A 24,063-nucleotide genomic window follows, 5' to 3' on the forward strand; every position below is an offset into this window, starting at 1 on the left:
TCAGCAGAGCGGCGAGAGCCGCAGGCGGCAAGGAGCTGGAGTTCGGCTGTTGGCTCTGGTTTTCCCAGAAGGAAAGGTCAATGGCAGTGCCTTCACCGGCGAGTGCGTTGAAGTAGGAGTTGAGAGACGGCGCAAGGAGGTCGGAGGTGGCGCCCGGGGGCAGGGCGATGAGGGTGACAGCCCAGACCCGCGCCTCCGGTCTTCCGGAACGGGTAGCAGAGCTTGCCGCAGACGCGGGAGATGCGCGGGGACGCTCAGGTCGAGCAAGGGAACGAGCAGATGACTGGCTACTGGCAGGGTGCGGCGCTCGTATTGACGCATGACGCAGTCCGTCAGCGCGTGCACGGCGTGCTGCTCTTCCTCGGACACGTCGGTGGGTAGAAGACCTGAGACGGAACCGAGGGCCTCAAGGACGGCTGCGACGGAGTTGTCGAGATCCTGTCCCGGACGGGCGGCCTCCAGCGACGCAGTGGCAGCTTCCACCACCCGTACCCGGTGTTCACCTTCGGTCAGACGCGCCGCGAGACCAGCCGCGTTCCGCTGCACAAGATCGGTTTCGATCTCCACGGCCATCTGACTGCCGAGTAGGCGGCTGGCCCGGGAAGAACCCAAAGTGATCAGGGGGCCGATTTGGACCGGGCGCTGAGTGCGGGCCCGGGCGGCCGTGCTGTTGAGGAAAGCCAGGCCGGGATTCCGGTCCAGGTCGAGGCGAGAAGCCGGGTCCCGGGTCCGGAACTTGGCGACGAGGGGGTCTGCAAGGGCCTGCTCATCGCCGAGGAGGGCTTCGTCGAGGAGGCGAAGTAGACGGTGCTCGGCGTGAATGGCGTCGTACAGGTCCCGGAAATCATGGCGAAGCACGGTCAGGCGAGCTAGCTCGATGGGATGTCCTGTGACTTCACCAGGTGCGATGCGTGCCGGCCGGTTCCCGACCGGTCGCTCGCGACGTCGGGCGAGCTGGTAGTCACTGAAAAAGGAATTGAGCAGACGGATGACGTGGCGCGGATCGCGGACCCGGCGGTGGATGAGAACCTCCAGCAGCGTCCGGGTCTGCGTCGGCCCGCCGAGCTCCGCTACGACGGGGTGGTGCGGAACATCGCCCATGAGCAGCTCTTCCGCGTAGTCCCGCAAGTCCGCGTCATAGTGCGCGGGGAGCACCATACGAATGGTGAACAGCTTGTTCAGATACTCCTGCGCGGCTTCCTCGGTCGCCGTGCGCATCCCATCGTCGATCCGCGGCAGGGCCTGTCCCGGCTCTGCCGCGGCGGACGCATCGGTGGCGGTGCGGGGAGTCTCGGGCGTAGTGGGACGATGCGCCAGACCGGGACGGACTCCGCCGATTGCCTCACGCACGATGTCCTCGTCGCACGAGAGGACAAACACCGGCTGGTGTCGATGCTGGGTTCCGGTCAGCAGGAAGCTGCGTACTGTGGCGAGAGCGTCAAGTACGTCCGAAGCGGCCAGCCGGTCGATGTCGTCCACGGCGATCACCAGCCGTCGGTTGATGCGACGCAGAAGTCTCGCGAAGGCCTGTTCGAGCTCGTCGGTAGACTCGGGCCGCGGACTGCTCACGGTGATCTCGTAGGCCTTCAACGACTGCAGCGCCCCCTCCCGGCCCGCTGCAAGGACGGCCGCGATGGCGGCGGCACTGACCAGAACACCCGTTAGCGAAGCGGCCCCCCGCGGCGCGAACCAGGTCCAGGCCGAGACGCGGTGCCCCGATCCCAGAAGGTGTACCACCGTGACCGCGCCGACGCCCAACAGCCACAGGAGCACGAGCATCGCGAGCACCCAGCCCAGGCCGGCGCCGGCCGCGCGCAGATACCGATGCCAGGCAGGCTTCCCTGGAGCATCGGCCTGATGATCCGCCCGTGGGAGGGTGCGCTGCCGACTTCCTTCAAGGCAGGACCGCTCGCCGACGTAGGTCTCGTTGTCGATCAACTGCTTTCGATGCGCGGCATCGAGCAACGCGTACATCAACGCGCGTGCCCGGGCGACGCCGCTGTGGTGTTCTGCACTCACGTGCAGCACCGCCCAATCGGAGTTGACTGCCAGCTCGGTCGTCAGCAGCCCAACCACGGACGACTTACCACTGCCGAACGGTCCGATCAGGCCCACGGCCAAGGACCCGGTCGTTTCCTTCACCGTGCGCGCCAACTGCTGAGCCACGGAATGGTGATCGAACAGATCCTGGTCACTCTTGCCAATGGCGATGTCCTCCATCGCCCACGGTCGCTGAGGCGCCACTTGTCACTTCCGTTCCGCAGCTCGCACGTGTCCAGATCGTACGGGCCTGCACTGACATCAGTGCAGGCCCGTACTCGACGCAGAGGCGGGGACGCAGAACGAACTTGTGGTCTGCTCAGTCTGGCCAAGCGGACGTAGCTGGGCCCGCCCGAGAGCGGTGCAGCGGTTTCCGGCGGTGCGGCCTGCCGGAGGTCTTCATACGCGTGATCGTGGGGGTGGTCAGCCCGTACGCCTCCGTGAGGCGGGCGACGATGTCGCCGGAGGTCGAGTCCCTGGCGGTGAGAGCGAGGACCGTATCTCGTCTAGCGCGCCGGTCCGTCGCGCGTGAATCGGCGACGGCCGCGCGGGGCGTCCTGAGTGCCTGACCGATACAGGTGACAGCGAGCAGGACTGGTCCGCATTGGGGACTGTGGGACTGCGTGGGCGACGGGATCGCCGTACGGTTCAAGTGTAGGGATGGTCCTGATTCCGCGGCAGGGGCACTCGCCGGGCCAACGCCGCAGGCGAGGGCTCTGTGCCACCTGGAACGCCGCGTCGGCGCGGGGGCAGGCCCCGACCCGCCAAAACTCGTTCACCACAGCGGAGCGATACCGGGAGGATCACGATGATGACGAAGCAGGAAGCGGCGGACACGGTCCGCCGCGCCCTGATCGGGCACGGTGTGACCTGGGCGCAGCTGGCAGAGGCGGTCGGCCGTCCGGTCGTCTGATCCACGGCGGCCCCCCTGGGGCAGCACCCGATGGCGGCCGCCGAGGCCGAGGCCGAAGCCGCCGCGTCCGCCATGGGCTTGGGCCAGAACGTCGTGAAAGCGCCCCATTTGCAGCCCACTCGCCCTCGGCACGCTGGGCGCCGCGGTCCCCACTGATCCGACGATCTACCGCCTGTACGAGGCGCTCCAGGTGGACGGGCCGACCCTCAAGGAACCCATCCACGAGGAGTTCCGCGACGGGATCATGAGCGCCATCAACTTCCGCATGGTCATCAAGCGCGTGCCGGACCCCGAGGGCGACCGTGTGGAAATCGTGCTCAACGGTAAGTTTCTGCCCTATCAGTGGTGAACAGCGCGCGACGGGCTTTCCCCCTCCCGGGTATCCGCGCCCCTCTATGAGACAACGACACGAACTGAGGAGTCGACATGACCGACGAATCGCGCCCCCCATTTCCTCCGTTCACCCGGGAGACGGCCATCGAGAAGGTACGTCTGGCCGAGGACGGCTGGAACTCCCGCGACCCGGAGAAGGTCGCTCTCGCCTACACCGTGGACTCGCGCTGGCGGAATCGCGCCGAGTTCGCCAACGGCCGCGAGGAGATCGTCGCCTTCCTCACGCGCAAGTGGAAGCGGGAGCTGGACTACCGGCTGATCAAGGAGCTGTGGGCCTTCGACGGCAACCGGATCGCGGTGCGCTTCGCCTACGAGTGCCACGACGACTCGGGCAACTGGTACCGCTCGTACGGCAACGAGAACTGGGAGTTCGACGACAACGGCCTGATGCGCCGGCGCTACGCCTGTATCAACGACCTTCCGATCAAGGAGCCGGAGCGCAAGTTCCACTGGCCGCTGGGCCGCCGCCCCGACGACCACCCGGGTCTGAGTGAACTCGACCTCTGACATCCGTAGGACCAAGCGAAGCTGATACGACCACACCTGGGAGCCGGGGTGTTCGGCGGTGCTGCAGATTTTTAGCGCCGCCGAGCAACCGGCCGGCCCTTAAGGCGTCGGCTGTACTCAGCCCGAGTGGGACTGTTTCACTAAATTCTGCATCCTCGCAACATGCAAGCGGGCACCGAGTTTCATGCGATTGACCTTGGAGCGCATGAGGGGAGGTACAGTGGTCGGATGGCGTGAGGTTTTCTCTGAGTTTGCCGGGACCGCGCTCCTGCTGCTTTTTGGCCTTAGCGCAATAGTTATGGATTTTTCGCAGGATTCCCCCATGACGTCACTCATTCCGAGCGGGGAGTTGCGGAGACTCCTCACAGCTGTAATCTTCTCTCTCTGTGGAACTCTCATTATCTACTCTCCGTTGGGTCGCATCAGTGGCGGACACATCAACCCAGCTGTCACCTTGGCCTTCTTGCGACTAGGAAAAATAAGCTCGAAGAGTGCCATAGCCTACATAGTGGCCCAGGTTGCTGGAGCGACGGCCGGGGCAGTGATTGTGTCGTTCATCTGGGGACATCGAGTCAAGAATTCACGTTTGATGGTTACGGTTCCTGGACCCATGGGAACGTGGGCAGCCTTGGCAGTCGAAACGGCGGCGACTTTTCTGCTCATTTCTCTCATATTGATTCTTCTCGAGAGGCCTCGCTTGATGCCCTTTGCCGCAGCGGCGGCTGGTGCATTGGGGGTCATATTGGTTTTCCTCGCGGCACCTGTCTCGGGAGCTGGATTGAACCCTGCACGGAGCCTCGCTCCCGCCGCCATCAGTAACACGTGGGATGATCTGTGGGTGTATCTGCTGGCCCCTGTGTGCGGTTCTCTCGGTGCGGCGATAATGCATCAGATGAGGCGGCGTACCATTCCATGTGGAAGCTAATACATGATAGGGCTTACGTGTGCCACCTCAAAAACTGCCTCTATAACGAATTTCGCCGGACTGAATGAAAAGCTAATACTCCAGTCGCAGTTCGCTACTGAACTTGATCGGCTGATGTCGGGGCCGTTTGCCTGACGGGCCGGGGTCGTTCTGTGTACGGCTGGACGGTGAGATACGCGCAGGGCGGCGGCCTGACCGACACCGAGAGGGTCACGCGGGAGCAGATCCGACTGAAGGCAGTCGTCCGCTTCGAGGGCGGGAAGAAGGACGGAGAGATCGCCGCCGCGCCGAGGGTGAGCGAGCGTTCGGTGGAGCGTTGGCTCTGGCAGTGGCGGGAGCGGGGACAGGGGCCTGCCGATCAATAACTCGTCGATCTTGGTGGGGATTACGGGAGGGTGGGGTCGTGCCCGGCGATCGCGGCGAGTTGTTGTGCCGTGGTCACGGTGACGGCGCCGGCCGGGATCTTGTACCCGAGTGCGGTGAGCACGGGGGTGACCTCCTGGAGGGTCGCGCCGATTCAGAAACCCTTGGGCGCGGCGGCCCGGTCCCTGTGCCGCCGACACTCCTCGCCCTTTCAGCCCAGGGCAAGTAGCCCCCTGTGACCAGTGATCTGGACACCCTAGCTCTAAGTTTCCGGCCACCTGACGCGCCGTCGGGCGATGGGTGGGGGGGGCGTCTGCTCACTTCCGTGTTTGGCTGCTTACCGGGCCCCGTGGCGGGTGACTCTGTGGCCCGGCTAAGGTCCCCCTGGGGTTGCCGGCGCCACCGGCGGGTTGAACCGTGAATACTGCGGCGCGGACCAGACCAAGGCGCCGTCCGGGTGGTCGATCTGGACGACCTTGGCCACCTGGAACTCCACCGTTCTCTCCGCGCCGGGGAATTCAGCGGCGGTGTCCGCACTCCAGTCGATCACAGCCATACCTGTCAGGTGCAAGGTCCTGCCGACCTTCCAGTCGATGAACAACAGGCCCCCGGCCGGGTTGACGGTGAGATTTCCCAGGGTCATCAGCATCGTGTTCCCTTCGTAATCGGGCCATTGGACCCGTTGCGGGGACAGGCTGCTGACGAAGCCGGGGTTGCCGCCGCGATGGGAGGCATCGGCGTCACCCGCCGTGGAAGCGGAGGCAATGAAGAACGTGTCCGTGGTGTCAATCATCCGCCGCTGCTCCGGGAGCAGTTCACTGCTCTCCGACACCTGGGGCTTCCTGGGCGCAGGTGCTGTCTCCTGCGGTTCGCGGCTCTGGATGTATTTGGGGCAATTGCCGTATGCCTGGTCCACTGAAAGTCTGAGTCCCCCTGCCGCGGGCACGGTCCGACCGTTGATCCTCAGTCGTCGACGGTTTTTCAAGTCGATGGCAAGAGTGCCCACAAGTGAAGGTGCCGCCAAGACCGCCGCCAGCGGGTCGACATCCAAAAGGCGCGCTCCGATGAGCACCTCGCGAGGGCCAAGCGCCTGCAGGAATCCCGGTTGTCCGTACACCATGGACGCCCAATTAGACCGTCCGGTGCAGTTGCTCCGACAACCAGGAACCGCAGATCGGCAAGGAAGTCGCGGGCGCCACGGGGAAGTCTGTCACTGATGATCGGGCGCAGGTGATCGGCGTGCTCACGGAATCCTGCGCGGTCTTGAGCGGCCAACTCACCCTTATGGTAGGAGGCCAGATGGGAGCTGCTATTGCGCATGGTGGCATTCCTAACTGCCGTCAGCGCCTTCAGGCAGCGACGGCATACGGTCGCAAGAAGAATTTTTTCATGCCGCGTATGACCACGCTAGAGCTGGCTACCCGCACGGCCGACGATCCGATGGGTGCGAGCGGACGGTGCATTCCAGCGTAGACCGCAGCCATCGCGAGGCGGCGCAGTGATAGGTGAAGACGCATATTTGAAATTCGGGCTTGCCCGAGTATTTGGCGCTGTGCAGACAAGGTGCGCTCCGCAGAGCGGGACGGTGACCCTCCGCAACCTCCTCGTGCCTTAATGCATCCGCGATTCCCGTTTCGCCATCTGCAAAGAAAATCTAAAAGTTCGCACTTGTCCGTCTCTGTGTTGCTGTCCCCAGGGGGCGGGTCTAGCGTGAACACGTTGTGCCCAACGCCATCTGTCTCGAGGCGCCACGCCGCCGAGGGGAAAACACACCCGAGCCTGAGCAGGTGACCACTCCTCCCGATCATCGCAGCGAAAGGGGTTGCCTGCGGGCGGATTTGACGCATATTCCGCGCTCGAAGATCCCAGGAGGGCGTCATGCTCCCCACGCACTACAAAACAGCGACTGTTAACGGCCAAGAGGTCTTCTATCGCGAGGCTGGTCCCACCGAAGCACCGGTCGTCCTGCTGCTGCATGGTTTTCCCAGCAGCTCACACATGTTCCGTCATCTCATCCCGGCACTGGCCGACCGGTATCATGTGATCGCTACCGATCACATCGGCTACGGCCAGTCCTCCATGCCCGAGGTCGGAGAATTCGACTACACCTTCGACAACCTGGCCAATATTACTGGGGGGCTGCTCGACCAGCTGGGCATCAAGCGCTTCTCCATCTACGTGCACGACTACGGGGCACCCATCGGGTGGCGGCTGGCCCTCAGCCCCTCCTACGAAGTCACCACGATCATCTCGCAGAGCGGCAACGCCTACATGGAGGGGTTCGCCAAGCCCTTCTGGGACGACCTGTTCGCCTACGCCACCGCTCCCGGACCCGACACCGAACCGGGCGCGCGGGCCAAGTTCGCCCCGGAGACGACCCGTTGGCAGTACGAGAACGGTGCCCCCGACAAGAGCCTGGTCAGCCCGGACAACTGGCTTCACGACCAGGCCCTGCTGGACCGGCCAGGCAACGACGAGGTGCAGCTGGCACTGTTCCGTGACTACCCGACCAACATCGACGGCTACCCGCAGCTGCAGGAATACTTCCGCACCAGCCAGGTGCCGGTGCTCGCGGTCTGGGGCGAGAGGGACGAGATCTTCGGGCCGGACGGCGCGCGGGCGTTCTCCCGTGACCTGCCCGACGCGGAAGTCCACCTGCTGCCGGCCGGGCACTTCGCCCTGGAGACGCACCTGGATGCCATCAGCGGCTACATCCACGGGTTCCTCGGTCGCGTCCTCACCTGAGGCACGGACGGAATCCTGGGCTGCACCTGGGCGAAAAATGAGGAGTCATGACTCATGAAACAGCCCAGGAGGCCAGCGTCCGAGAGACCGGCGGAATGCTCGTCGCCTTCCACTTCACCGTCGAGTTGGGTACTTGGTCCGGCTGCACCTGTACGAGGACACCGACCTGGTCGCCAGGGCCGTGACTGCAAGCGACTGAGACGGCGGCCAAGAGGCCCGGAACCGATGCAAGTCGCTTCCCTGTCAAGGCTCTACCAGTTCCTGACATGGGAAGTAGCGGTAGGAGAGGTGACGTGGTGGCCACGTTGATGGCAGTGAACGTCGGGATGCCCCACGACGTGCCCTGGCACGGCAAGACGGTGCACACCGGCGTGTACAAGCAAACCGTCGCCGGGCCGCAGATGGTACGGCGCCTCAACATCGATGGCGACGGCCAGGGTGATCTGGGCGGGCATGGCGGCGAACAGCGGGCGGTACTGGTCTACCAGACCGATTCCTACCTGTTCTGGGCGAAGGAGCTGGGCCGCGACGACCTGGCGCCCGGCCAGTTCGGGGAGAACTTCACCGTCGACGGCCTGCCGGACGACGAGGTCTGCATCGGCGACCGCTACCGCATCGGCGGCGCGCTCTTCGAAGTCACCCAGCCCCGGGTGACCTGCTACCGAGTGGGCTTGCGTATGGGAGAGCCGCAGATGGCGGCCCTGCTCGTGGCCCACCACCGCCCCGGCTTCTACCTGCGGGTGATCGAGGAGGGCCAGGTCGAGGCCGGGCAGGAGATCGTCAAGGTGTCCACCGGCCCCGAGGCGATGACCGTCGAGGAGATCGACCGGGTGCTCTACCTGCCGGGACACACACGCGAGCAGGTCGAACGGGCCCTGCGGATCCCGGCCCTCAGTCCCGGCTAGCAGGGCTCCATGCAGACTCTCCTGGACCAGGCGGACAGCGAGGCGGCCGACGGCTCCTCGGGCAGCGCCGGGCTGAACAAGGCCGCCACTGCCCCGCCGCCCAGCTGGCCCGGCTTCCGCCCGCTGACCGTCACGCGCATCCAGCCCGAGAGCCGGAGTGTGTTCTCGCTGTCCCTGGCCGCAGCCGACGGTTCAGCACTGCCCACTGCTTTGCCCGGTCAGTTTCTCACCGTGAAGGTCCCGCTCGAGGGACACGTGCCGCCTCTGATCCGCAGCTACTCCCTGTCCGGCGAGCCCGGCACCGGCACGTACCGCATCAGCGTCAAAGTCGAACCGCACGGCGCTGCCAGCAACGAGCTACGCGCCCACATACGCGTCGGCGACACCCTGGAGGCCGCCGCGCCCCGCGGAACGTTCTGCCTGTCCAAAGGCGACAACCCGGTGGTGCTGCTGTCCGCGGGAGTGGGGGTGACCCCCGTGCTGGCCATGCTCCACGCGCTCGCGCGTGACCGCTCCCCGCGCCAGGTGTGGTGGCTGCACGCAGCCCGTGACAGCACCGAGCATCCCTTTGCTCAGGAGAGCCACGACCTGATCGAAGGCCTTGCGAACGCCCGGTCAAGCATCTTTTACAGCAAACCGAGCGACGCCGACCGCAAGGGCGTCGACTACACAGAGGCCGGCCGGCTCTCGGCCAACCGCATCTTGGGTCTAGGCCTGCCGACCGACGCCGACGCCTACCTTTGCGGGCCCGTGGGTTTCATGAACAGTGTCACCGCCGCGCTCGTCGACGCCGGGCTGGAAGCGTCGCGAGTGCACACCGAGATCTTCGGCGCCGGGCCCTCCCTCACCCCGGGAGTGAAAGGTTCCTCGACCGCACCCGCGCCCCACCAGCCCGCAGGCCCCGTCGGCACCGGTCCTCCCGTCTCCTTCGCCCGTAGCGGCCTCACTGTTCCCTGGAACAACAGTCAGGACTCCCTGCTCGAACTCGCCGAAGCGTGCGACGTCCCCGTCCAGTGGTCGTGCCGCACCGGCGTCTGCCACACCTGCGAACTCGCCCTGATGTCCGGCACCGTCGACTACTCACCTGATCCGGTCGAACCACCAGCCGAAGGCAACATCCTCATCTGCTGCTCCAAGCCCACCGAAGGCGTCGTTTTGGATCTGTGAGTCGACCGGGATGCCGGTGCACAGACCGGCATCGTCACCGAGAAGCCTCCACCTCCAGGGCCCTTCGGCGAAACCTGCGGGCGCAGGTAGTCCGCCGTCCGGCATGTCAGTCCCCACCGAGGACGCCCCAGGAGCCAGGAGTGATCTACCCACGACGACACGTGCCCCTCCTTTCCTTCGACGGACCGCGGCAGAGGGCATGCCACACAGGACGGAGATGGTCGACATGGTCGACCCGGTTGAGGAGTTCGACCTGCTCGTCGTAGGCGGCGGAAAGGCCGGCAAGACGCTTGCCATGGATTGGGCCAGGAGCGGCAAACGGGTCGCCATGGTAGAGCGGGGCATGATCGGCGGCACCTGCATCAACGTCGCCTGCATCCCCACCAAAGCTCTGGTAGCCAGCGCCCGCGCCATGCGCACCTTCGCCCGGGCGCGACAGCTGGGGTTTGTGACGGAAACCCCCGAGGCCAGCGCCGAACTGCTGCGCACGCATAAGACCGGCGTGGTGGAAGGCATGGTCACCATCAACCACAAGCAGTTCGTCGACTCCGGCATGGACTTCATCCTCGGAGAGGCCCGCTTCACTGCGGAACGCACGGTGGCGGTGACCCTGAACAGCGGCGGCACCCGGAGGCTGCGCGGCGCCGAAGCGGTCGTCAACACCGGGACGACCCCACTCCTGCCCGACATCCCAGGCCTGGCGGACGCGCGTGTACTCACCAGTGAGACCCTGCTGCACCTGGAGCGGCTGCCGGAGCACCTGATCGTGATCGGCGGCGGCACGGTCGGCCTGGAGTTCGCGGACATGTTCGCGGCCTTCGGCAGCCGGGTGACCCTTGTGGCCCGGGGCCCGCGGCTGTTGGCGAGGGAGGACGAAGACATTGCGCAGGCGGTCACCAGCCTGCTGGCCGCCGGTGGCGTTGACGTACTCACCCACCGTTCCACCACCTCCGTCCGACGGGGCGCGGACGGACGGGTCATTGTGGCACTGTCCGACGGCACGGTGCTGAGCGGCGACGAAGTGCTTGTCGCAGTCGGCCGCCGACCCGTCACTGCCGGACTTGACCTACCTGCCGCCGGGGTCCGGACCACAGCAGCCGGCTTCGTCGCCGTCGACGACCGCCTGGCCACCTCGGCCCCGCACACATGGGCCGCTGGAGACGTCGCCGGCAGCCCGCAGTACACACACATCTCCCTGGACGACTACCGGATCCTTAAGGCCAACCTTGCCGGCGGTTCCCGCTCCACAAAGGACCGGCTTGTTCCCCACACCACTTTCCTCACCCCGGAACTAGCCCGCATCGGGCTCACGGAGTCCCAGGCCCGTGCCGCCGGACACCAAGTGCGCGTCGCCCGACTACCGGTGGCCGCCATCCCGCGGGCGCGTACGATGCGGGATACGGACGGCCTCTGGAAGGCCGTGGTCGACGCCCGCACCGACCGCATCCTGGGCGTGGCCCTCCTAGGCCCGGAGAGTGGCGAGACCCTCACCACAGTGCAGACCGCCATGCTCGCCGATCTCCCCTACACCGCCCTCCGCGACATGATTATCACGCACCCCACCATGACCGAAGGACTGAATCTTCTCTTCGCCGTACTCCAGGACTAACGAGGTGACCGCCCTAGCGGTCGCAGGTCCGCGACGACGTCCGCAGGAAGACGCGAGCAGCAGATCAGGACGGTGCCGTGGGTCAGCCGACCGTTGTCGGTAGCAAGCCTTCCGAGCGACCCCAGGACCCCGTCTGCTCCTCGCAGCCGCTGGCGGACCTGGTCCTGGACCTGTGACCGCGGCGCTGGGGGCGTCTACGCGACGTGTCCGGAGCGACCGCGGCAGCCTTCTCAGTCCTGGAGCGGGTAAGCGCCACCCAACCACCGGTGGTGCAGGTCACTGCAGGGGCGGGCGCCGCGGTGTCACTTGCCCCGCCCGGCCTGGCGTGGGGCGTAGAGGGCTTCGCGGAGGGCGCCGGTGGTCTGCGCGACGGCGTCCTTGGCGGCCTGGGTGCCGGCCAGGGCGTCGAGCATCATGAAGTCGTGGGTGACGGACCCGTAGTGCGAGAGGGTGACGGGAACTCCGGCGGTTTGCAGTTTCGCGGCGTAGGCATTGGCCGCGTCGAGCAGGGCGTCCGAGTCGGTGATCATCAGTGCTTCGGGGAGGCCACGGAGTTGATCGACACTGGCGTTCAGCGGTGAGGCGAGTGGCTGGGCGCGGACGGCGGGATCGGGGGCGTAGGCATCCCAGAACCACTTCATGGCCGGGCGGGTAAGCCAACAGCCCTCCGCGAGCCGATTGTAGGAGGCGGTGTCGAAGCGGGCGTCGGTGACCGGGTAGAGCAGGACCTGCCGGACAAAGTGCGGTCCGCCGCGTTGCTTGGCCATCAGGGTGACGGCGGCGGTCATGTCGCCGCCGACGGAGTCACCGGCGATGGCAAGCCGGGTGGGGTCGATATCGATCGTGCGGCCGTTGCGGGCGACCCACTGGGCGACTGTGTAGGCCTGCTCGATCGGGACCGGGAATTGGGCTTCGGGGGAGGGCGTGTAGTTGACGAACACCACGGCGGCCCGCGCCCCGTTGGCGATCTGGCGGACCAGGCGGTCGTGGGTCATCGCATTGCCGAGGACCCAGCCGCCGCCGTGGATGTAGACAATGCCGGGCAGCGGGCCCTTGACGCCGGCCGGCCGGAAGACACGGATGGACACCGGCCCGGTGGGGCCGCCCGGGACTGTCCGCTCGGTGATGTCGGCGGGGAGCTTGGCCACGGGCCCCGATTGCAGCTTGTCGAGCACCTGGCGAGCGGCCTTGTAGGACAGGGTGTACAGCGGTGGGCCGTCGGCGGCCGCCAACTGTTGAGGAAGTCCTGGTCCTGCTTCTCCAGCTTCACCGGCGGCTTGCCGCACGGGGCGTACTTCGGCGCGGCCCTGTCGGCCACCGCGGCAGCAGGGTCTTCCCGGGGGTCCACTGTGCGGCCCGTCCGGTCGGCGCAGGCGCTCAGGACGCTGGCTGCGACGAGCGCCGCAGCTACGCCATAGCAGACCCTGCGCCGTATGGAGACATCGGGAACGGAGGTCATCCTGTGGAGGAATCCGACCCCAGACCACCAGAGCTGATCCTACCGAGTGACGTCATCGCCACTTTGCGTGGATCAGGTGACGGCCGGACATCGGCGGCCAGACTGGCGATGCCAGAAAGCAGGCACCGGCGCGCCTGCAGCCGACGATGCCATCCGCGCCCGCGAGTCGCCACACCTGGCCCCGGCGCCCCGACTGGCCACCGCGTTCACCCCACTCGCCGTCCTCCCGCACCGTGAAGGCTGCGCAGGACGGTCTGACGTCCCTGCAGAGCGGCCAGCTTGAGGTGATGCAACCGCCCACACCGTGTGAGACCGGGCCATGGACTGTCACGGCCGCAGGGGCAAGGCGCGGCTTGAAGCTTCCCCTTGATCGACCCTGCTGGCCAATTCACACGACCGGCTTCGGTGATCTTTGTCTTCGCTGGCACGGGCAAGCGCATCGTCTTGCGGCGCTCAGATCTGGTTGAGTCCGCCATCGACGAACAGCTCGGATCCGGTGACGAAGCTGCTCTCATTGCTGGCGAGGAACAGTGCGGCGGCTGCGGCCTCGTCCGGGTGCCCCATCCGGCCCAGCGGTACCTGGCTGGCGAAGGCGTCCCTCATCTTCGCGGCCTGGTCGGCGTCCGCGGCCAGGCCGGTGATGCCCGGGGTGACGATCGGGCCGGGCACCAGGGTGTTCACTCGGATTGCGCGGCCGCTGAGTTCGTTGGCCCAGGTGCGGGAGAAGGAGCGGACCGCGGCCTTGGACGCGGCGTACACGCCGAAGGCGGCGCCACCTGAGGTGGCAGCAGTCGATCCGGTCAGGATCACCGAGGCGCCGTCGTTGAGCAGCGGAATTGCCTTCTGAACGGTGAAGAGCATGCCTCGCACGTTGATGTTGAAGGTGGCGTCGAAGTGCTCCTCGGTGACCTGCTCAAGCGCGGCGAACTCACCGCCACCCGCGTTGGCGAACAGTACGTCGATGGACCGGCCCCGCTCGGCGACAGCCGCGTAGAGGCGGTCGATGTCCGCGAGGTTCGCGACGTCGCCCCGGACGGCGGTGGCTTCCCCACCGATCTCGGCCAGCGCGGCGTCGAGAGCCTCCTGTCGACGGCCGGTGATGAACACGTGCGCGCCCTCACGCGCGAATCGCCTTGCTGTGGCCAGTCCGATTCCGCTGTTGCCTCCGGTGACGACTGCCGTCTTCCCGTCAAGCTGTCCCATGATCGCTTATCCCTATCCGATGCAAACGCCAAAAGGCGTGCACCATGTGTCGCTGCAGTGTTACAGCCCGGAGCGGACAGCCCCGGGCACTTATGGACTGTACGGTAAAGAACCACGTTATGGACCGCTCGGGCAAAAACGTGACTGCATCCACACCGCCGAGCGGCAACGAGCCGGCCGACGCCCGCTCGCCCGCAGCCAGGACGCCGGGGCGCCGGGGGGAGTCGTGCGCCACACACCCCGCCACCACCCAGCCTGCCCCCTGTGTGCCGCATGCAGCCGGGCGCTCACGATCTGGACCGATAGGTCAAGAAGGACGTATGCTGTTGAACATGGGACGACCGCGGAATTTCGACGAGAACCAGGTTCTGGAGTCTGCGCGCGAGCAGTTCTGGAATCAGGGGTACGCGGCTACGTCACTGCAGGACCTGACGGACGCCACCGGACTGGGCAAGGGGAGCCTGTACGGGGCCTTCGGCGACAAGCGGCAACTGTTCCTGCACGTGCTGGACGGCTACCGCGACGAACAGCTCAACGGCGTCCGGGCGGTCCTGACCGGGCCCGGTACGGCCTTCGAACGCCTGACCCTGCTCGTTGAGGGCGTGGCCAAGGGATTCACGGAGGACCCGCAGCGGCGCGGCTGTCTTCTGGTCAACAGCACGTCCGAGCTGCACAGCAATGATCCGGACGTCGTCTCCCGGGCCCGGAGCAGCTACCAAGCGGTTGAAGATCTTCTGATCGCCTGCGTGAAGGAAGCCCAGGACGAGGGGACGGTCGAACCGGGGGCGGACGCCCAGGAGGTCGGGCGGCTGCTCCTTGCCGTCATGCAGGGCATCGAGTTTCTCGCGAAGACCGGCATGGACGGCTCAGCTCTGCTGCAGATAAGCCAGGCCGCCCTCAAGCAGCTCTCCCGACACTGACCATCCTGCGGGCCAGCACCCTTCACAGGTGACGTACCGACCGGCAGGGACCCGAGTGGGCCCGCTTGAGTCGGCTGCGAGCACGCGCATTACCTGCCCTCCGAGCACCCCCACGAGTGGCCAGGGCGCCCGCCCCAGCGCGGTTGACGGCCTGCCCCTTTCACCATGCCCTTGAGCAGGCACTCCGGCCGGGCGGCTGCGCCATCGACTGGGCCGCAACGCGGGCCAGACGACGCTCCGGCAGCCGACGGCGCCGGCCCATTGCGCACGGGCCCTGACGGCAAAGTCTCCAGGCTACCCAAGTCCGCACGGGACCTCGCTCGCGCCTCACTTCCGCACGCCGACGACGATTCGCCAACCGGTGCATTGATCCACTGACTTCGCAATGCACCTGAAGAGGACACAAGTTCTTGACTGTATGGTCCATAAGGTCTACGTTTGGCCTACGACCCGCGGATTCGCTATTGCAAGTAGACGTCGGGTCGGCGACTGACGGGCACAGACTGTTCCGCTCCACGGCACAGAGAAGCCGGCCGGAATGCGCGAGGGGTCTCGCGTGCCCCACAGCAAACGCCTGCACCCGCCCAACGAAAAGTGATCACCATGACCACCGCTGCCCAGCCGCCCTTCCCCTACAGCCTCCACAACGTGACGATTTCCGTCAGCGACCTCGACGCGTCGATCCACTGGTGGAACCGGGTGTTCGGCCTCACCCTGCTGGCTAAGTCCCGCTTCGACGCCATCGGAGCGGACGTCGCCTTCCTGGAGGGCCCCGGGTTCCGGCTCGAGCTCCTTCAGCCCGCGGACGGTGTGCGGATCCCCGAACTGACGGCAGAGCCCCCCGCCCACATCCGCCCGATCGGCAACAAGGCCCTGGTGTTCCGCGTCGAAGACCTCGCCGGCGTGACCCGCACCTTCCGTGACCTGGGCGTGACGACCGTCTGGGAGCAGATGGACCTCGGCGACGGCAGCATCTCGACCGCGATCCGCGACAACGACGGAAACCTCATCAACGTCTTCCAGCAGGGCGCAAGCCCGATCGGCTGACACGGCGAACCGATCGCCCAGGCTGCCGAGCCAGTTTCAGGGGCTCCGGACATGGTTGCCCGGGACATCTTTGAACCGTCCCTCCGGGGCGGCCAATTCACAGCGCCACTGGCCCGCAGTGTCCTGGGGTAACGGCAGCGCCGCCGTTGACCCAGGACCGGGGGACGGCGCTAACTACGCGCGAACTCAAGCAGGTCTCTGTTGAAGATCTCGGCGTACTTGGGCACCATCGCAAGGCCATGAGGCGCGCCCTCGTAGACCTTATACTGCGCGCCCTTGACGATCTTGGATGATTTGGCGCCCGCCGAGACGATGGGCACGATCTGGTCGTCGTCGCCATGCACGATCAGTGTCGGCACATCGACCTTCTTCAGGTCCTCGGTCGTGTCCGTCTCGGAGAACGCCTTGATGCAGTCGTAGGCGCCCTTGATGCCGACTGTCATGCTCCAGAGCCAGAACTCGTCACGCGTTCCCTGGGAGACGGTCGAGCTTTCACGGTTGGCACCGTAGAACGGGGCACTGAGGTCCTTGTAGTACTGCGAGCGGTCCGTGAGCACACCCTGGCGGATCTCGTCGAACACCTCGATCGGCAGGCCCTCAGGGTTGGCTTCCGTCTTCAGCATCAGCGGCGGGATCGCGCCGAGCAGGACCAGCTTGGCGACCCGTGCCGTGCCGTGCCGGCCGATGTAGCGGGTGACTTCGCCGCCGCCGGTGGAGTGCCCGACCAGAATGACGTCGTGCAGGTCTTCGGCTTCGATGACCGCGGCCAGGTCGTCGGCGTACGTGTCGAGGTTGTTGCCGTCCCAGGGCTGACCGGAGCGGCCGCCACCGCGCCGGTCGTGAGCGATGGCGCGGAAGCCGTTGTCCACCATGAGCTTCATCTGGGGGTCCCAGGCGTCCGCGGTGAGCGGCCAGCCATGGGAGAAGACGACGGGTTGGCCCGAGCCCCAGTCCTTGTAGAAGATCTCTGTACGGTCTTTGGCAGTGACGAAGGGCATGGTGCGGTTCCTTTCGAAGATATCCAGAACGCCACGCTGGTCCGGATTCCGGGGTCCGGTCGGAAATCTGAGGTCAAGCTGCCAACCAGCAGCGGACCTGCGAGAAATCGACGGGGAGGGCAGGCGGCGAAAGGCGACCGGAATGATCACGTCCTCTTAGCCACGATACCCAACAGGCAGCACGTCGGCCCGGTGACTGGTCGCTCTCGCAATTCAGTATGGCCATCTGCGGACTTCGGGATCCGCCGGCTACGCCGCGCGCAGCCGGGACGGCATCCACGCACGACCGCGCGGTATTGGCATCTGCATCGTCCAGGCACGCGGGGCTTGTATGTGTCGGCGTGCGGGACGGGCAAGACGCTGGTCGGTATCCGTCTGGCGGGCGCGCCCGGATCACAGCTGACCTTGGTGGTGGTGCCGACGCTGGATTTGATTGCGCAGACCGCGCTGGCTTGGCGGAAGGACGGCCGGGCCGAGGCCATGGTGGCGGTGTGTTCGATGGACACCCGGGCCCACCAGGGCCTGGCCGAGGCGAACGTCGGCTCCACCGGCGACGCCGCCGGCCTGGCCGCGGCGCTGTCGGCGGTCGCCCCTGGGGTCCTGGACGCGGTGACGGAGTTCTGTGCCTACGACTCCCTGGACAAGATCGAGGCGGCGCAGCGCACCGACCGCTCGGTGCCACCGTTCGATCTGGCTGGCGGAGTCCGCGGACGTACGCCGCCCGCGCCGCCGCCGAATCGCCGAGCCGGATCTGGATGCGTCGGCTAGTTCATGAAACCCCCGCCTGCGGCTCGCGGCGAACTGGGCGCAGGCTGTCACCCCCCTCGGCGGCGAGCCCCGCAGGTGTCCGCGAGCCGAGCGAGGAGGTGATCCTTGTCTGGCTCACCATTTCGGAATTTCGAGCGGAAGGCCCTTCAGCTCCCCGAAGCATATTGCCCAGCCCGGCTTACTTCCTAAGCTCGGAGATGCTTCTCCGCCCAGCTGCCCAGTTCCTTCAGCGCGGGCTCCAGCGCGGCGCCGGCCTCCGTCAGACTGTACGAGACCCGCAGCGGGGGACCTTCGTCGACGTCGCGCGCGACGAGTCCCGCGGCGCCGAGTTCCGTGAGGCGGTCGGAGAGCATCCGTTCGCTGATGCCGGGGATCGCCCGGCGCAGGTCGGCGAAGTGGACGGGATGCGGCAGCAGCACGGCCACGATCAGGCCCGTCCAGCGCTTTCCGAACAGCTGGAAGACCCGGGCCATACCGTCGTCGACCTTCTGGCACGGCCCTGCGTCGTGTGCTCCCAGCTTTGACATGTGAGTACTACGTTCCATTCGTGGATAGAAAATCAGGTGGCCAAGCCAGCGATCGGGCACGGAGAAGGATCTTTTGCGCTAGCGCATCGGACATGCTGTCTGCGTCAAACTCCAACCTGAGCCTCTGACATGGACTCTCATCCGCTTCTTTACTTCTCCTGGGCCGTGGTTCATCGTGGGCTCGCGAGTCCGAGGTGCCGTGGCTCGACAAGACCAGAGGATCGACCGCCAGTCGAGGAAGCTCTGTGGTGACCCGGGCCGCTTCGTCCTCGGTCGGCCCAGCGAACAACAACTCGACCGCGGTCTGTACGTTTCCTGTGGTATCGACAAGTCGTGGCAGTAATGTCAGGTTCCCGCTGGACCAGAAGTAGACACGGATCTTCCGCATATCTATCCCGGTCGCAGGCTCGCCCACCTGAACCACACTGGTGGAGGGGATCCCACATGCCGATATCTCTAGAGAAATGAGCAGCGCAACCAGAGATATCGGGTGAGAGTGGAGCTTTCGTCCCAGGGTTCCTCGGTATCGCATCAAGTGGTACTAGGGGTGTTTCCGTTCGGGCGGTGGGTTCCTGCGGCGGTCAGGACGTGTTCGGCGAGACGGTGGGCGACGGCCAGGGGGGTTGTTGCCTCATTCGCACTGTCCTCCAGTACCCGTGCGGTGGCTTCCTCGATGGATGCGAGCCGCCGCAGGGACTGCTTCGGGGTCAGTTGGTGAAGCTCCAGGCCGGACGCATACATGACCCCGCCGGCGTTTGCCACGAAGTCCGGCACCCAGGTGATCCGCGCCTGGGTCAGGTCCTGTGCCACTGCGTCGTGGGCCAGCTGGTTGTTGGCCGAGCCGACGATCGCCCGGCAACGCAGTGAGCCGACGAGCTCGGAGGTGAAAGCGCCGCCCAGGGCACAGGGCGCCAGAATGTCGGTCTGAAGGGTGTAGGCGCCGTCCAGTTCTACCCACTGCGCTCCGGACGTTTCGACGGCCGAGCGTCGCTCGGGGGCGACGTCGGTCGCCCGTACGTGAGCGCCTTGTGCGAGCAGGCGCTTGGTGAGCTCATGCCCGACGCCACCGAATCCGATCACCACCACGTCACGCCCCCGCAGATGCGGTGTTCCCCATAGATGCGCGGCGGTTGAGTTCATCGCATGCTCGACGCCGGCGGCAGTCCCGAAGGTAGTGGCCCCGAGGCCATCGGCTGTGGCGGAATAGCCGCCCACGTAGGGGGTGCGACGGCGCATGAGCTGGATGTCGGCGGAGCTGGTGCCGACATCGGGGGCCACGTAGTAGGCGCCGTTCAGATCGTGGACCAGTTCGGCGACATCGAGCAGCAGGGCTTCCCGCAGTTGGCCATCCAGGCGCTGAGGGCCCCCGGGCAGGAGCGGGACGACAGTCTTTCCTCCGCCCGTGCCATTGCGGACCGCGGCGGCCTTGTAGGTCATCCCGCGGCTCAGTCGGAGACAGTCCACCAGCGCGTCGGCCGGGGAGTCGTATCGAGCGATCCGCATGCCACCGACGGCAGGGCCGAGGCGGGTGGAGTGAATGGCGATGATCACTGGCAGGCCGGAGCGGCGCCCCTGCCGAGCCAGGACCCCCTCATGATCGAGCGTGGTCTCCAGAGTGCGTGACGGCATGCCCAGTCCCTCCAGCTCAGATACGGGCTGACTTAACGATAGCTAAGTCAGAGCTGGCTTAAGCTAACATAAGTCTGCTGCTTCGCTAGACGGGATGGTGTGATGTCGGCACTCACAGGCTCGCTGACCGACCGGGACAGCTGGAGCGAACACCGGTGCTCAGCGGCACGGGCCCTGGAAGTACTCGGGACGCCCTCGAACCTGTTCGTGCTGCGCGAGGCCTTCTACGGCACGACCTACTTCAACGACTTCGTCCGCCACACCCCGCTGAGCGCACCTGCAACGGCCAAACGCCTACGAGAACTCGTCGAGGTCGGACTCCTGCGGCGGACCCCTTACCAGGCGCCCGGGCAGCGAACACGCGACCGCTACGAACTGACCGAACCCGGCCAGGAGCTCCTGATCGCCTACTTCGCGCTGATGGAGTGGGGCGACCGCCACGCCACCCCGGGAACGGAAGGCGGTCCAGTCCGCCTGCGGCACCGAGACTGCGATGCTCCCGTGCACGTGGAACTCTCCTGCTCCGACGGCCACATGCTCGCCCCCAGCGAACTCGAGGTCGTTCCAGCCCCCGGACTGTCGCAGAGTGAGGCGGCAGACTCATCCCTCCGACAACCGCCCCCTGTACGCAACTCGTCCCGGCAGCGCCCTGGCGACGTTGATCGGTTCCATTCGTAGCCGGATCAGCTCAGCTTCTGGACCGCCGCGCAGACGACCTTCGCGCGCCGCGGGGCACTCCGACGGCTTCACGCATGGGGTGCGGTCAAGACCGGCTGCATCTCAGTCCAGGACGCGGCCGAGGAACCCGCGGATGTAGCCGCTGATGGCGTCGAGGTGCGTCTCCGGGGCGAAGTGCCCAGCCGGCAGCGTGAACTTCCGAGTCTGGCAGATCGCGGGTGAAGGCCCGGGCCCCGTCCGGTCCGAAGATCTCGTCTCCCGCACCCCAGACCGCCAGGAGCGGGACCTGGCTGGTGCGGAAGTATTCCTGGAGTTGAGGGTAGCCGTCGATGTTGGTCGGGTGGTCGCGGAAGAGCGCCAGTTGCACCTCATCGTTGCCGGGCCGGTCCAGCAGAGTCTGAGTGCAGCCAGGTGTCCGGGCTGACGAGGCTCCTGTCGAAGGCGCCGTTCTCGTACTGCCAACGGGTTGTCTCGGCGTTGAACTTGGTCCGCGCCCCCTGTTCGGTATTTGCTCCCGGGGCCGTGGCGTACGCGAACAGGTCCTCCCAGAAGGGCTGGACGAGTCCCTCCATGTAGGCGTTGCCGCTCTGCGAGATGATCGCGGTCACCTCGTACGAAGGGTCGAGAGTAAGCCGCCATCCGATAGGGGCGCCGTGATCATGTACGTAAATTGAGAAACGGCTGATGCCTAGGCTGTCGAGCGGGTCGCCGGTGATTTCCGCGAGATTGTCAAAGGTGTATTCGAACTCGTCGGCTTCCGGCATCGCGGACTGACCGAACCTTATGTGGTCGGGCGCGATCACGTGGTAGCGGTCGGCGAGTGCCGGGATGAGGTGCCGGAACATGTGGGAGCTGGTTGGAAACCCGTGGAGGAGCAGGACGACCGGCGCCTCCGCCGGACCTGCCTCGCGGTAGAAGACTCGTTGCCCCTGGATGGTTGACGTGCGGTGATAGGTAGGGAGCATGCTGGCCCTCCGAGGGCGCACCGAGTTGGCAAAGCGGGTTTCGCGGCGTTTGGTGCCGTCGACAACCGGCAGCACCGGAGACTCTGATGGATTTCATGGTCGGAAAATGGACCAGAACGCTCCGCAGCCGTTTCCACCTAAAATGCTAAGCCCAACCATCAGACTGCTAATTTGGGGCATGACCACCGGGCCCGGCTCACCCACCGCTCCTCATGGCTCGACCACGACGGTGAATCACCTGTGGCGGAAGGCATGTTCATCCGGCTGAAGGTGAGGTCGAGCATCTGTCGACGGACGAGCCCTTGCCGCCCTGTCAGACGATGTTGCCTCCGCTCAGGCCAGGCCGTGTGGGTGCCAGGCTGGTGGGGAGATGGGTCCGCCCGACCGCTGAGTGATGGTCAGCAGCCGGGCGGTTGGGTGGTGTCCGGGTCAGGCGCCGGCGCCTGCAGGCAGGTCACCCATCTTGTTCACGACGGCGCGGGAGAGGACCGCGCTGGTGCCGGTGAGCATGCCTGCCTTGCCCATCGAGGTGTCCTTGATGAGGTAGCTGCGCTCGCCGAGGAACAGGTGGGTGTTGCGGTCGAAGATGTACTCGGTGCGTTCGCCGTTGGAGACGTGGGCGATGGCCTCGCCATGGCGGCCGGCCGCGTCGGTGGCGTCCTTGACGAGGACGACGCCGGGGATCTTCGCGGCGGCCCGCCAGATGGAGGAAGCCACGTCACCGGGCACGATCGACTCGGAGACGGTCTCTCCGATCCAGTTGAACGCGGCCGCGTCCTTGCCGGGGGCCTCGCCGCGGGTGGCGGAGTAGATCTGCGTCAGCAGCGCGTCGGGGTTCGTCGACAGCGACGCGATCTGCGGGACGGTGCCCGGCCTGGCGGGCTGCGACGCTTCGCCGGGGTTGACCACACCCTTGCCGCTGTTGTGGATGGTGATGTTCTGGCCGCCCTCGTGGATGAGGCCGTCCTTGGAGGGGTCGGCGGCCAGCCACACTTCGCGCTGGTGGACGGCGTCGAGCTTGGCCGCGCCGCCGATGGTGCGCTGCTTGACCTGGTGGGTGAAGCCGACCTTGCTCTTGACGTAGATGAACTGGTGGGCGCCGACGGTCGGGGTCTTCTGCTTGCTGGCCGCGTTCGCGACCTGGCTGAGGAAGGCGGTGGCGCCGTGGGCGGAGGCTGGCTGCACGGTGATGATCGAGGCCATGGCCACACTGTCGTCGGCGGGGGTCGCGCCGGAGCCGGTGACGCTGACGGCGACGGCTGCGGCGACAGCCAGGGCCGCGGCCGGCGCGGCTATCAGGCTCCAGCGCGGCATACCGCGCTTCGCGGCGGGAGACGGCTGCGTCTGCGCGCCCGTCTGGGTGACTTCCTGCATCAGATATTCCTCAAGACGTTGAGACCGGGCGGGAGAGAGACCTGGTGTGCCGGGGCGCGGCAGCAGGTGCGACAGCTCCTGGCGCTCGGCCTCGTCACCATGCTTCGGAGCGTTCATCGGGCTTTCTCCTGTATCGACCGGACCGCGGGTGTGCGGTCGCCCTGTATCTGTCGGACGGGTGCAGGGGGTTCCACTCTTTTTTTCACGCGCTTCAGTTCCTGCTCGGTCAGTTTGAGCAGACGCCCCCGTGCGCGTGACAGGCGGGAGCGGACGGTGCCGACCGGGATGCCCAGGGCCTGGGCCGCCGCGGCGTAGCTGAGGTCGGACCAGACGCACAGCATGAACACATCGCGGTCCCCGCGGCGCAGCCTGGCCACCGCCGCTCTGGCGGCCGCGAGCCTTTCGCTGTCGTCGATGCGAGCGGCGACTTCGTTGGCAATATCCGGGACGGTCTCGGGTGTGGGGAAGCGGGTCAGGGTCTGCTGGTGTTTGCGCGCTGCGCGTCCGCGGTTGCGCAGGACGTTGGTGGCGATGCCGTAGACCCAGGGGCGGAGGCTCTCGTCGCCCTGCTCCAGCCGCTCCCGCAGACGCCACACTTCCAGGAACGTCAGTGACACCGCGTCCTCGGCGGCCGACCAGTCGCCCGTGGCGCGGTAGGCGTGCGCGTAGATCGCCTCGCCCAGTTCCTGGTACAGCTGGCGGAAGGCTTCTGGATCGTCGGCTCGCAGACGAGCTCGCAAGGATTGCTTCACGCAGGTACCTGTCGGATACACGGGGCCAGTTCCCGTGAGGTGGATCACAGTCAGATGAGGCGCAGCAGGATTTCGGCATCCCGGTGCTTCTTCTCGACCAGAGGCCTCACGCGCCCCATTGCCGCCGACCTCGGTGGCAGCGCCACGATATGTCGTTGAAGTGTAAACTATCCGCC

At 66.3% G+C, this 24,063-nt stretch carries 22 protein-coding genes and 1 pseudogene; 13 read left to right on the forward strand and 10 right to left on the reverse strand.

Translation table 11 applies throughout. From position 1 onward, the window contains the following. Nucleotides 1-2,220, reverse strand: coding sequence for a P-loop NTPase fold protein (locus tag AB0N16_RS14900; RefSeq protein WP_365796650.1), 2,220 nt, complete (start codon nt 2,218-2,220; stop codon nt 1-3). Between the two features lie 923 nt (nt 2,221-3,143). Here AB0N16_RS14900 and AB0N16_RS14905 point away from each other — a divergent pair. The 4 genes from AB0N16_RS14905 to AB0N16_RS14920 all read left to right on the forward strand — a co-directional run bounded on the left by AB0N16_RS14905 (nt 3,144) and on the right by AB0N16_RS14920 (nt 5,143). After that, on the forward strand, nt 3,144-3,302 hold the full coding sequence (locus tag AB0N16_RS14905; protein ID WP_362565143.1) for a hypothetical protein: 159 nt from the start codon (nt 3,144-3,146) through the stop codon (nt 3,300-3,302). A gap of 77 nt (nt 3,303-3,379) precedes the next feature. Then, entirely contained in the window at nt 3,380-3,853 is a 474-nt protein-coding gene (locus AB0N16_RS14910; RefSeq protein ID WP_362565141.1) for a nuclear transport factor 2 family protein, read from the forward strand. Nucleotides 3,854-4,058: 205 nt separating this feature from the next. Next, complete coding sequence (locus AB0N16_RS14915) at nt 4,059-4,778, forward strand: aquaporin (RefSeq protein ID WP_365796652.1); 720 nt, start codon at nt 4,059-4,061, stop codon at nt 4,776-4,778. A 167-nt stretch (nt 4,779-4,945) separates the two neighbouring features. After that, a complete protein-coding gene (locus tag AB0N16_RS14920) occupies nt 4,946-5,143 on the forward strand; it encodes a helix-turn-helix domain-containing protein (protein ID WP_365796654.1) in 198 nt (65 codons plus the stop codon). A 371-nt stretch (nt 5,144-5,514) separates the two neighbouring features. Here AB0N16_RS14920 and AB0N16_RS14925 read toward each other — a convergent pair whose 3' ends face one another. Further along, nucleotides 5,515-6,261, reverse strand: coding sequence for a pyridoxamine 5'-phosphate oxidase family protein (locus tag AB0N16_RS14925; RefSeq protein WP_365796656.1), 747 nt, complete (start codon nt 6,259-6,261; stop codon nt 5,515-5,517). A gap of 758 nt (nt 6,262-7,019) precedes the next feature. Between AB0N16_RS14925 and AB0N16_RS14930 the strand changes: the two genes are divergently transcribed. The 5 genes from AB0N16_RS14930 (at nt 7,020) to AB0N16_RS14950 (ending at nt 11,567) form a co-directional block, all read left to right on the forward strand. After that, nucleotides 7,020-7,886: an alpha/beta fold hydrolase gene (locus AB0N16_RS14930; protein WP_365796658.1), complete on the forward strand. Its 867-nt coding sequence runs from the start codon at nt 7,020-7,022 to the stop codon at nt 7,884-7,886. Nucleotides 7,887-7,933: 47 nt separating this feature from the next. After that, nucleotides 7,934-8,071 carry a hypothetical protein gene (locus tag AB0N16_RS14935; protein WP_365796660.1) on the forward strand — a complete coding sequence of 46 codons (138 nt, stop codon included), beginning with the start codon at nt 7,934-7,936 and terminating at the stop codon, nt 8,069-8,071. A 123-nt stretch (nt 8,072-8,194) separates the two neighbouring features. After that, the gene (locus AB0N16_RS14940) at nt 8,195-8,791 is read left to right on the forward strand and encodes an MOSC domain-containing protein (RefSeq protein WP_365796662.1); all 597 of its coding nucleotides are present in this window, start codon (nt 8,195-8,197) and stop codon (nt 8,789-8,791) included. A 9-nt stretch (nt 8,792-8,800) separates the two neighbouring features. Beyond that, a complete protein-coding gene (locus AB0N16_RS14945) occupies nt 8,801-9,958 on the forward strand; it encodes a 2Fe-2S iron-sulfur cluster-binding protein (RefSeq protein WP_365796664.1) in 1,158 nt (385 codons plus the stop codon). A gap of 217 nt (nt 9,959-10,175) precedes the next feature. After that, nucleotides 10,176-11,567: an FAD-dependent oxidoreductase gene (locus AB0N16_RS14950; RefSeq protein ID WP_362565128.1), complete on the forward strand. Its 1,392-nt coding sequence runs from the start codon at nt 10,176-10,178 to the stop codon at nt 11,565-11,567. Nucleotides 11,568-11,869: 302 nt separating this feature from the next. On the opposite strand, the gene AB0N16_RS14955 is transcribed toward AB0N16_RS14950, so the two are convergent. Together AB0N16_RS14955 and AB0N16_RS14960 are read right to left on the reverse strand one after the other, a co-directional pair. Beyond that, nucleotides 11,870-12,799: an alpha/beta hydrolase gene (locus tag AB0N16_RS14955; protein WP_365796666.1), complete on the reverse strand. Its 930-nt coding sequence runs from the start codon at nt 12,797-12,799 to the stop codon at nt 11,870-11,872. Nucleotides 12,800-13,479: 680 nt separating this feature from the next. Further along, the gene (locus AB0N16_RS14960; RefSeq protein ID WP_365796668.1) at nt 13,480-14,229 is read right to left on the reverse strand and encodes a glucose 1-dehydrogenase; all 750 of its coding nucleotides are present in this window, start codon (nt 14,227-14,229) and stop codon (nt 13,480-13,482) included. Nucleotides 14,230-14,561: 332 nt separating this feature from the next. Between AB0N16_RS14960 and AB0N16_RS14965 the strand changes: the two genes are divergently transcribed. Together AB0N16_RS14965 and AB0N16_RS14970 are read left to right on the forward strand one after the other, a co-directional pair. Then, nucleotides 14,562-15,149, forward strand: coding sequence for a TetR/AcrR family transcriptional regulator (locus AB0N16_RS14965; RefSeq protein ID WP_075033913.1), 588 nt, complete (start codon nt 14,562-14,564; stop codon nt 15,147-15,149). A 603-nt stretch (nt 15,150-15,752) separates the two neighbouring features. Further along, the gene (locus AB0N16_RS14970) at nt 15,753-16,196 is read left to right on the forward strand and encodes a VOC family protein (protein ID WP_075033912.1); all 444 of its coding nucleotides are present in this window, start codon (nt 15,753-15,755) and stop codon (nt 16,194-16,196) included. Nucleotides 16,197-16,366: 170 nt separating this feature from the next. Here AB0N16_RS14970 and AB0N16_RS14975 read toward each other — a convergent pair whose 3' ends face one another. Beyond that, nucleotides 16,367-17,194: an alpha/beta hydrolase gene (locus AB0N16_RS14975; RefSeq protein ID WP_365796670.1), complete on the reverse strand. Its 828-nt coding sequence runs from the start codon at nt 17,192-17,194 to the stop codon at nt 16,367-16,369. Nucleotides 17,195-17,608: 414 nt separating this feature from the next. Between AB0N16_RS14975 and AB0N16_RS14980 the strand changes: the two genes are divergently transcribed. After that, nucleotides 17,609-17,962 (forward strand): hypothetical protein, encoded by a 354-nt coding sequence (locus tag AB0N16_RS14980; protein WP_365796672.1) that lies wholly within the window; start codon nt 17,609-17,611, stop codon nt 17,960-17,962. A 185-nt stretch (nt 17,963-18,147) separates the two neighbouring features. Here AB0N16_RS14980 and AB0N16_RS14985 read toward each other — a convergent pair whose 3' ends face one another. Further along, on the reverse strand, nt 18,148-18,489 hold the full coding sequence (locus tag AB0N16_RS14985; RefSeq protein WP_365796674.1) for a helix-turn-helix domain-containing protein: 342 nt from the start codon (nt 18,487-18,489) through the stop codon (nt 18,148-18,150). Nucleotides 18,490-19,020: 531 nt separating this feature from the next. Beyond that, complete coding sequence (locus tag AB0N16_RS14990; RefSeq protein WP_365796676.1) at nt 19,021-20,118, reverse strand: Glu/Leu/Phe/Val dehydrogenase dimerization domain-containing protein; 1,098 nt, start codon at nt 20,116-20,118, stop codon at nt 19,021-19,023. Between the two features lie 102 nt (nt 20,119-20,220). On the opposite strand from AB0N16_RS14990, the gene AB0N16_RS14995 reads away from it, so the two are divergent. Then, a complete protein-coding gene (locus tag AB0N16_RS14995) occupies nt 20,221-20,796 on the forward strand; it encodes a helix-turn-helix domain-containing protein (RefSeq protein ID WP_365796678.1) in 576 nt (191 codons plus the stop codon). 102 nt (nt 20,797-20,898) lie between these two features. On the opposite strand, the pseudogene AB0N16_RS15000 reads toward AB0N16_RS14995, so the two are convergent. The 3 genes and pseudogenes from AB0N16_RS15000 to AB0N16_RS15010 all read right to left on the reverse strand — a co-directional run bounded on the left by AB0N16_RS15000 (nt 20,899) and on the right by AB0N16_RS15010 (nt 23,887). Continuing rightward, nucleotides 20,899-21,761 (reverse strand): annotated as a pseudogene (locus AB0N16_RS15000) (alpha/beta fold hydrolase). Between the two features lie 429 nt (nt 21,762-22,190). Continuing rightward, a complete protein-coding gene (locus tag AB0N16_RS15005) occupies nt 22,191-23,252 on the reverse strand; it encodes a CU044_5270 family protein (protein WP_365796680.1) in 1,062 nt (353 codons plus the stop codon). After that, nucleotides 23,249-23,887: an RNA polymerase sigma factor gene (locus AB0N16_RS15010; RefSeq protein WP_365796682.1), complete on the reverse strand. Its 639-nt coding sequence runs from the start codon at nt 23,885-23,887 to the stop codon at nt 23,249-23,251. The genes AB0N16_RS15005 and AB0N16_RS15010 overlap by 4 nt, the downstream gene beginning before the upstream one ends. Nucleotides 23,888-24,063 lie beyond the last annotated feature (176 nt).

The organism is Streptomyces sp. NPDC051105, from assembly GCF_040682795.1.
Taxonomy (GTDB): Bacteria; Actinomycetota; Actinomycetes; order Streptomycetales; family Streptomycetaceae; genus Streptomyces.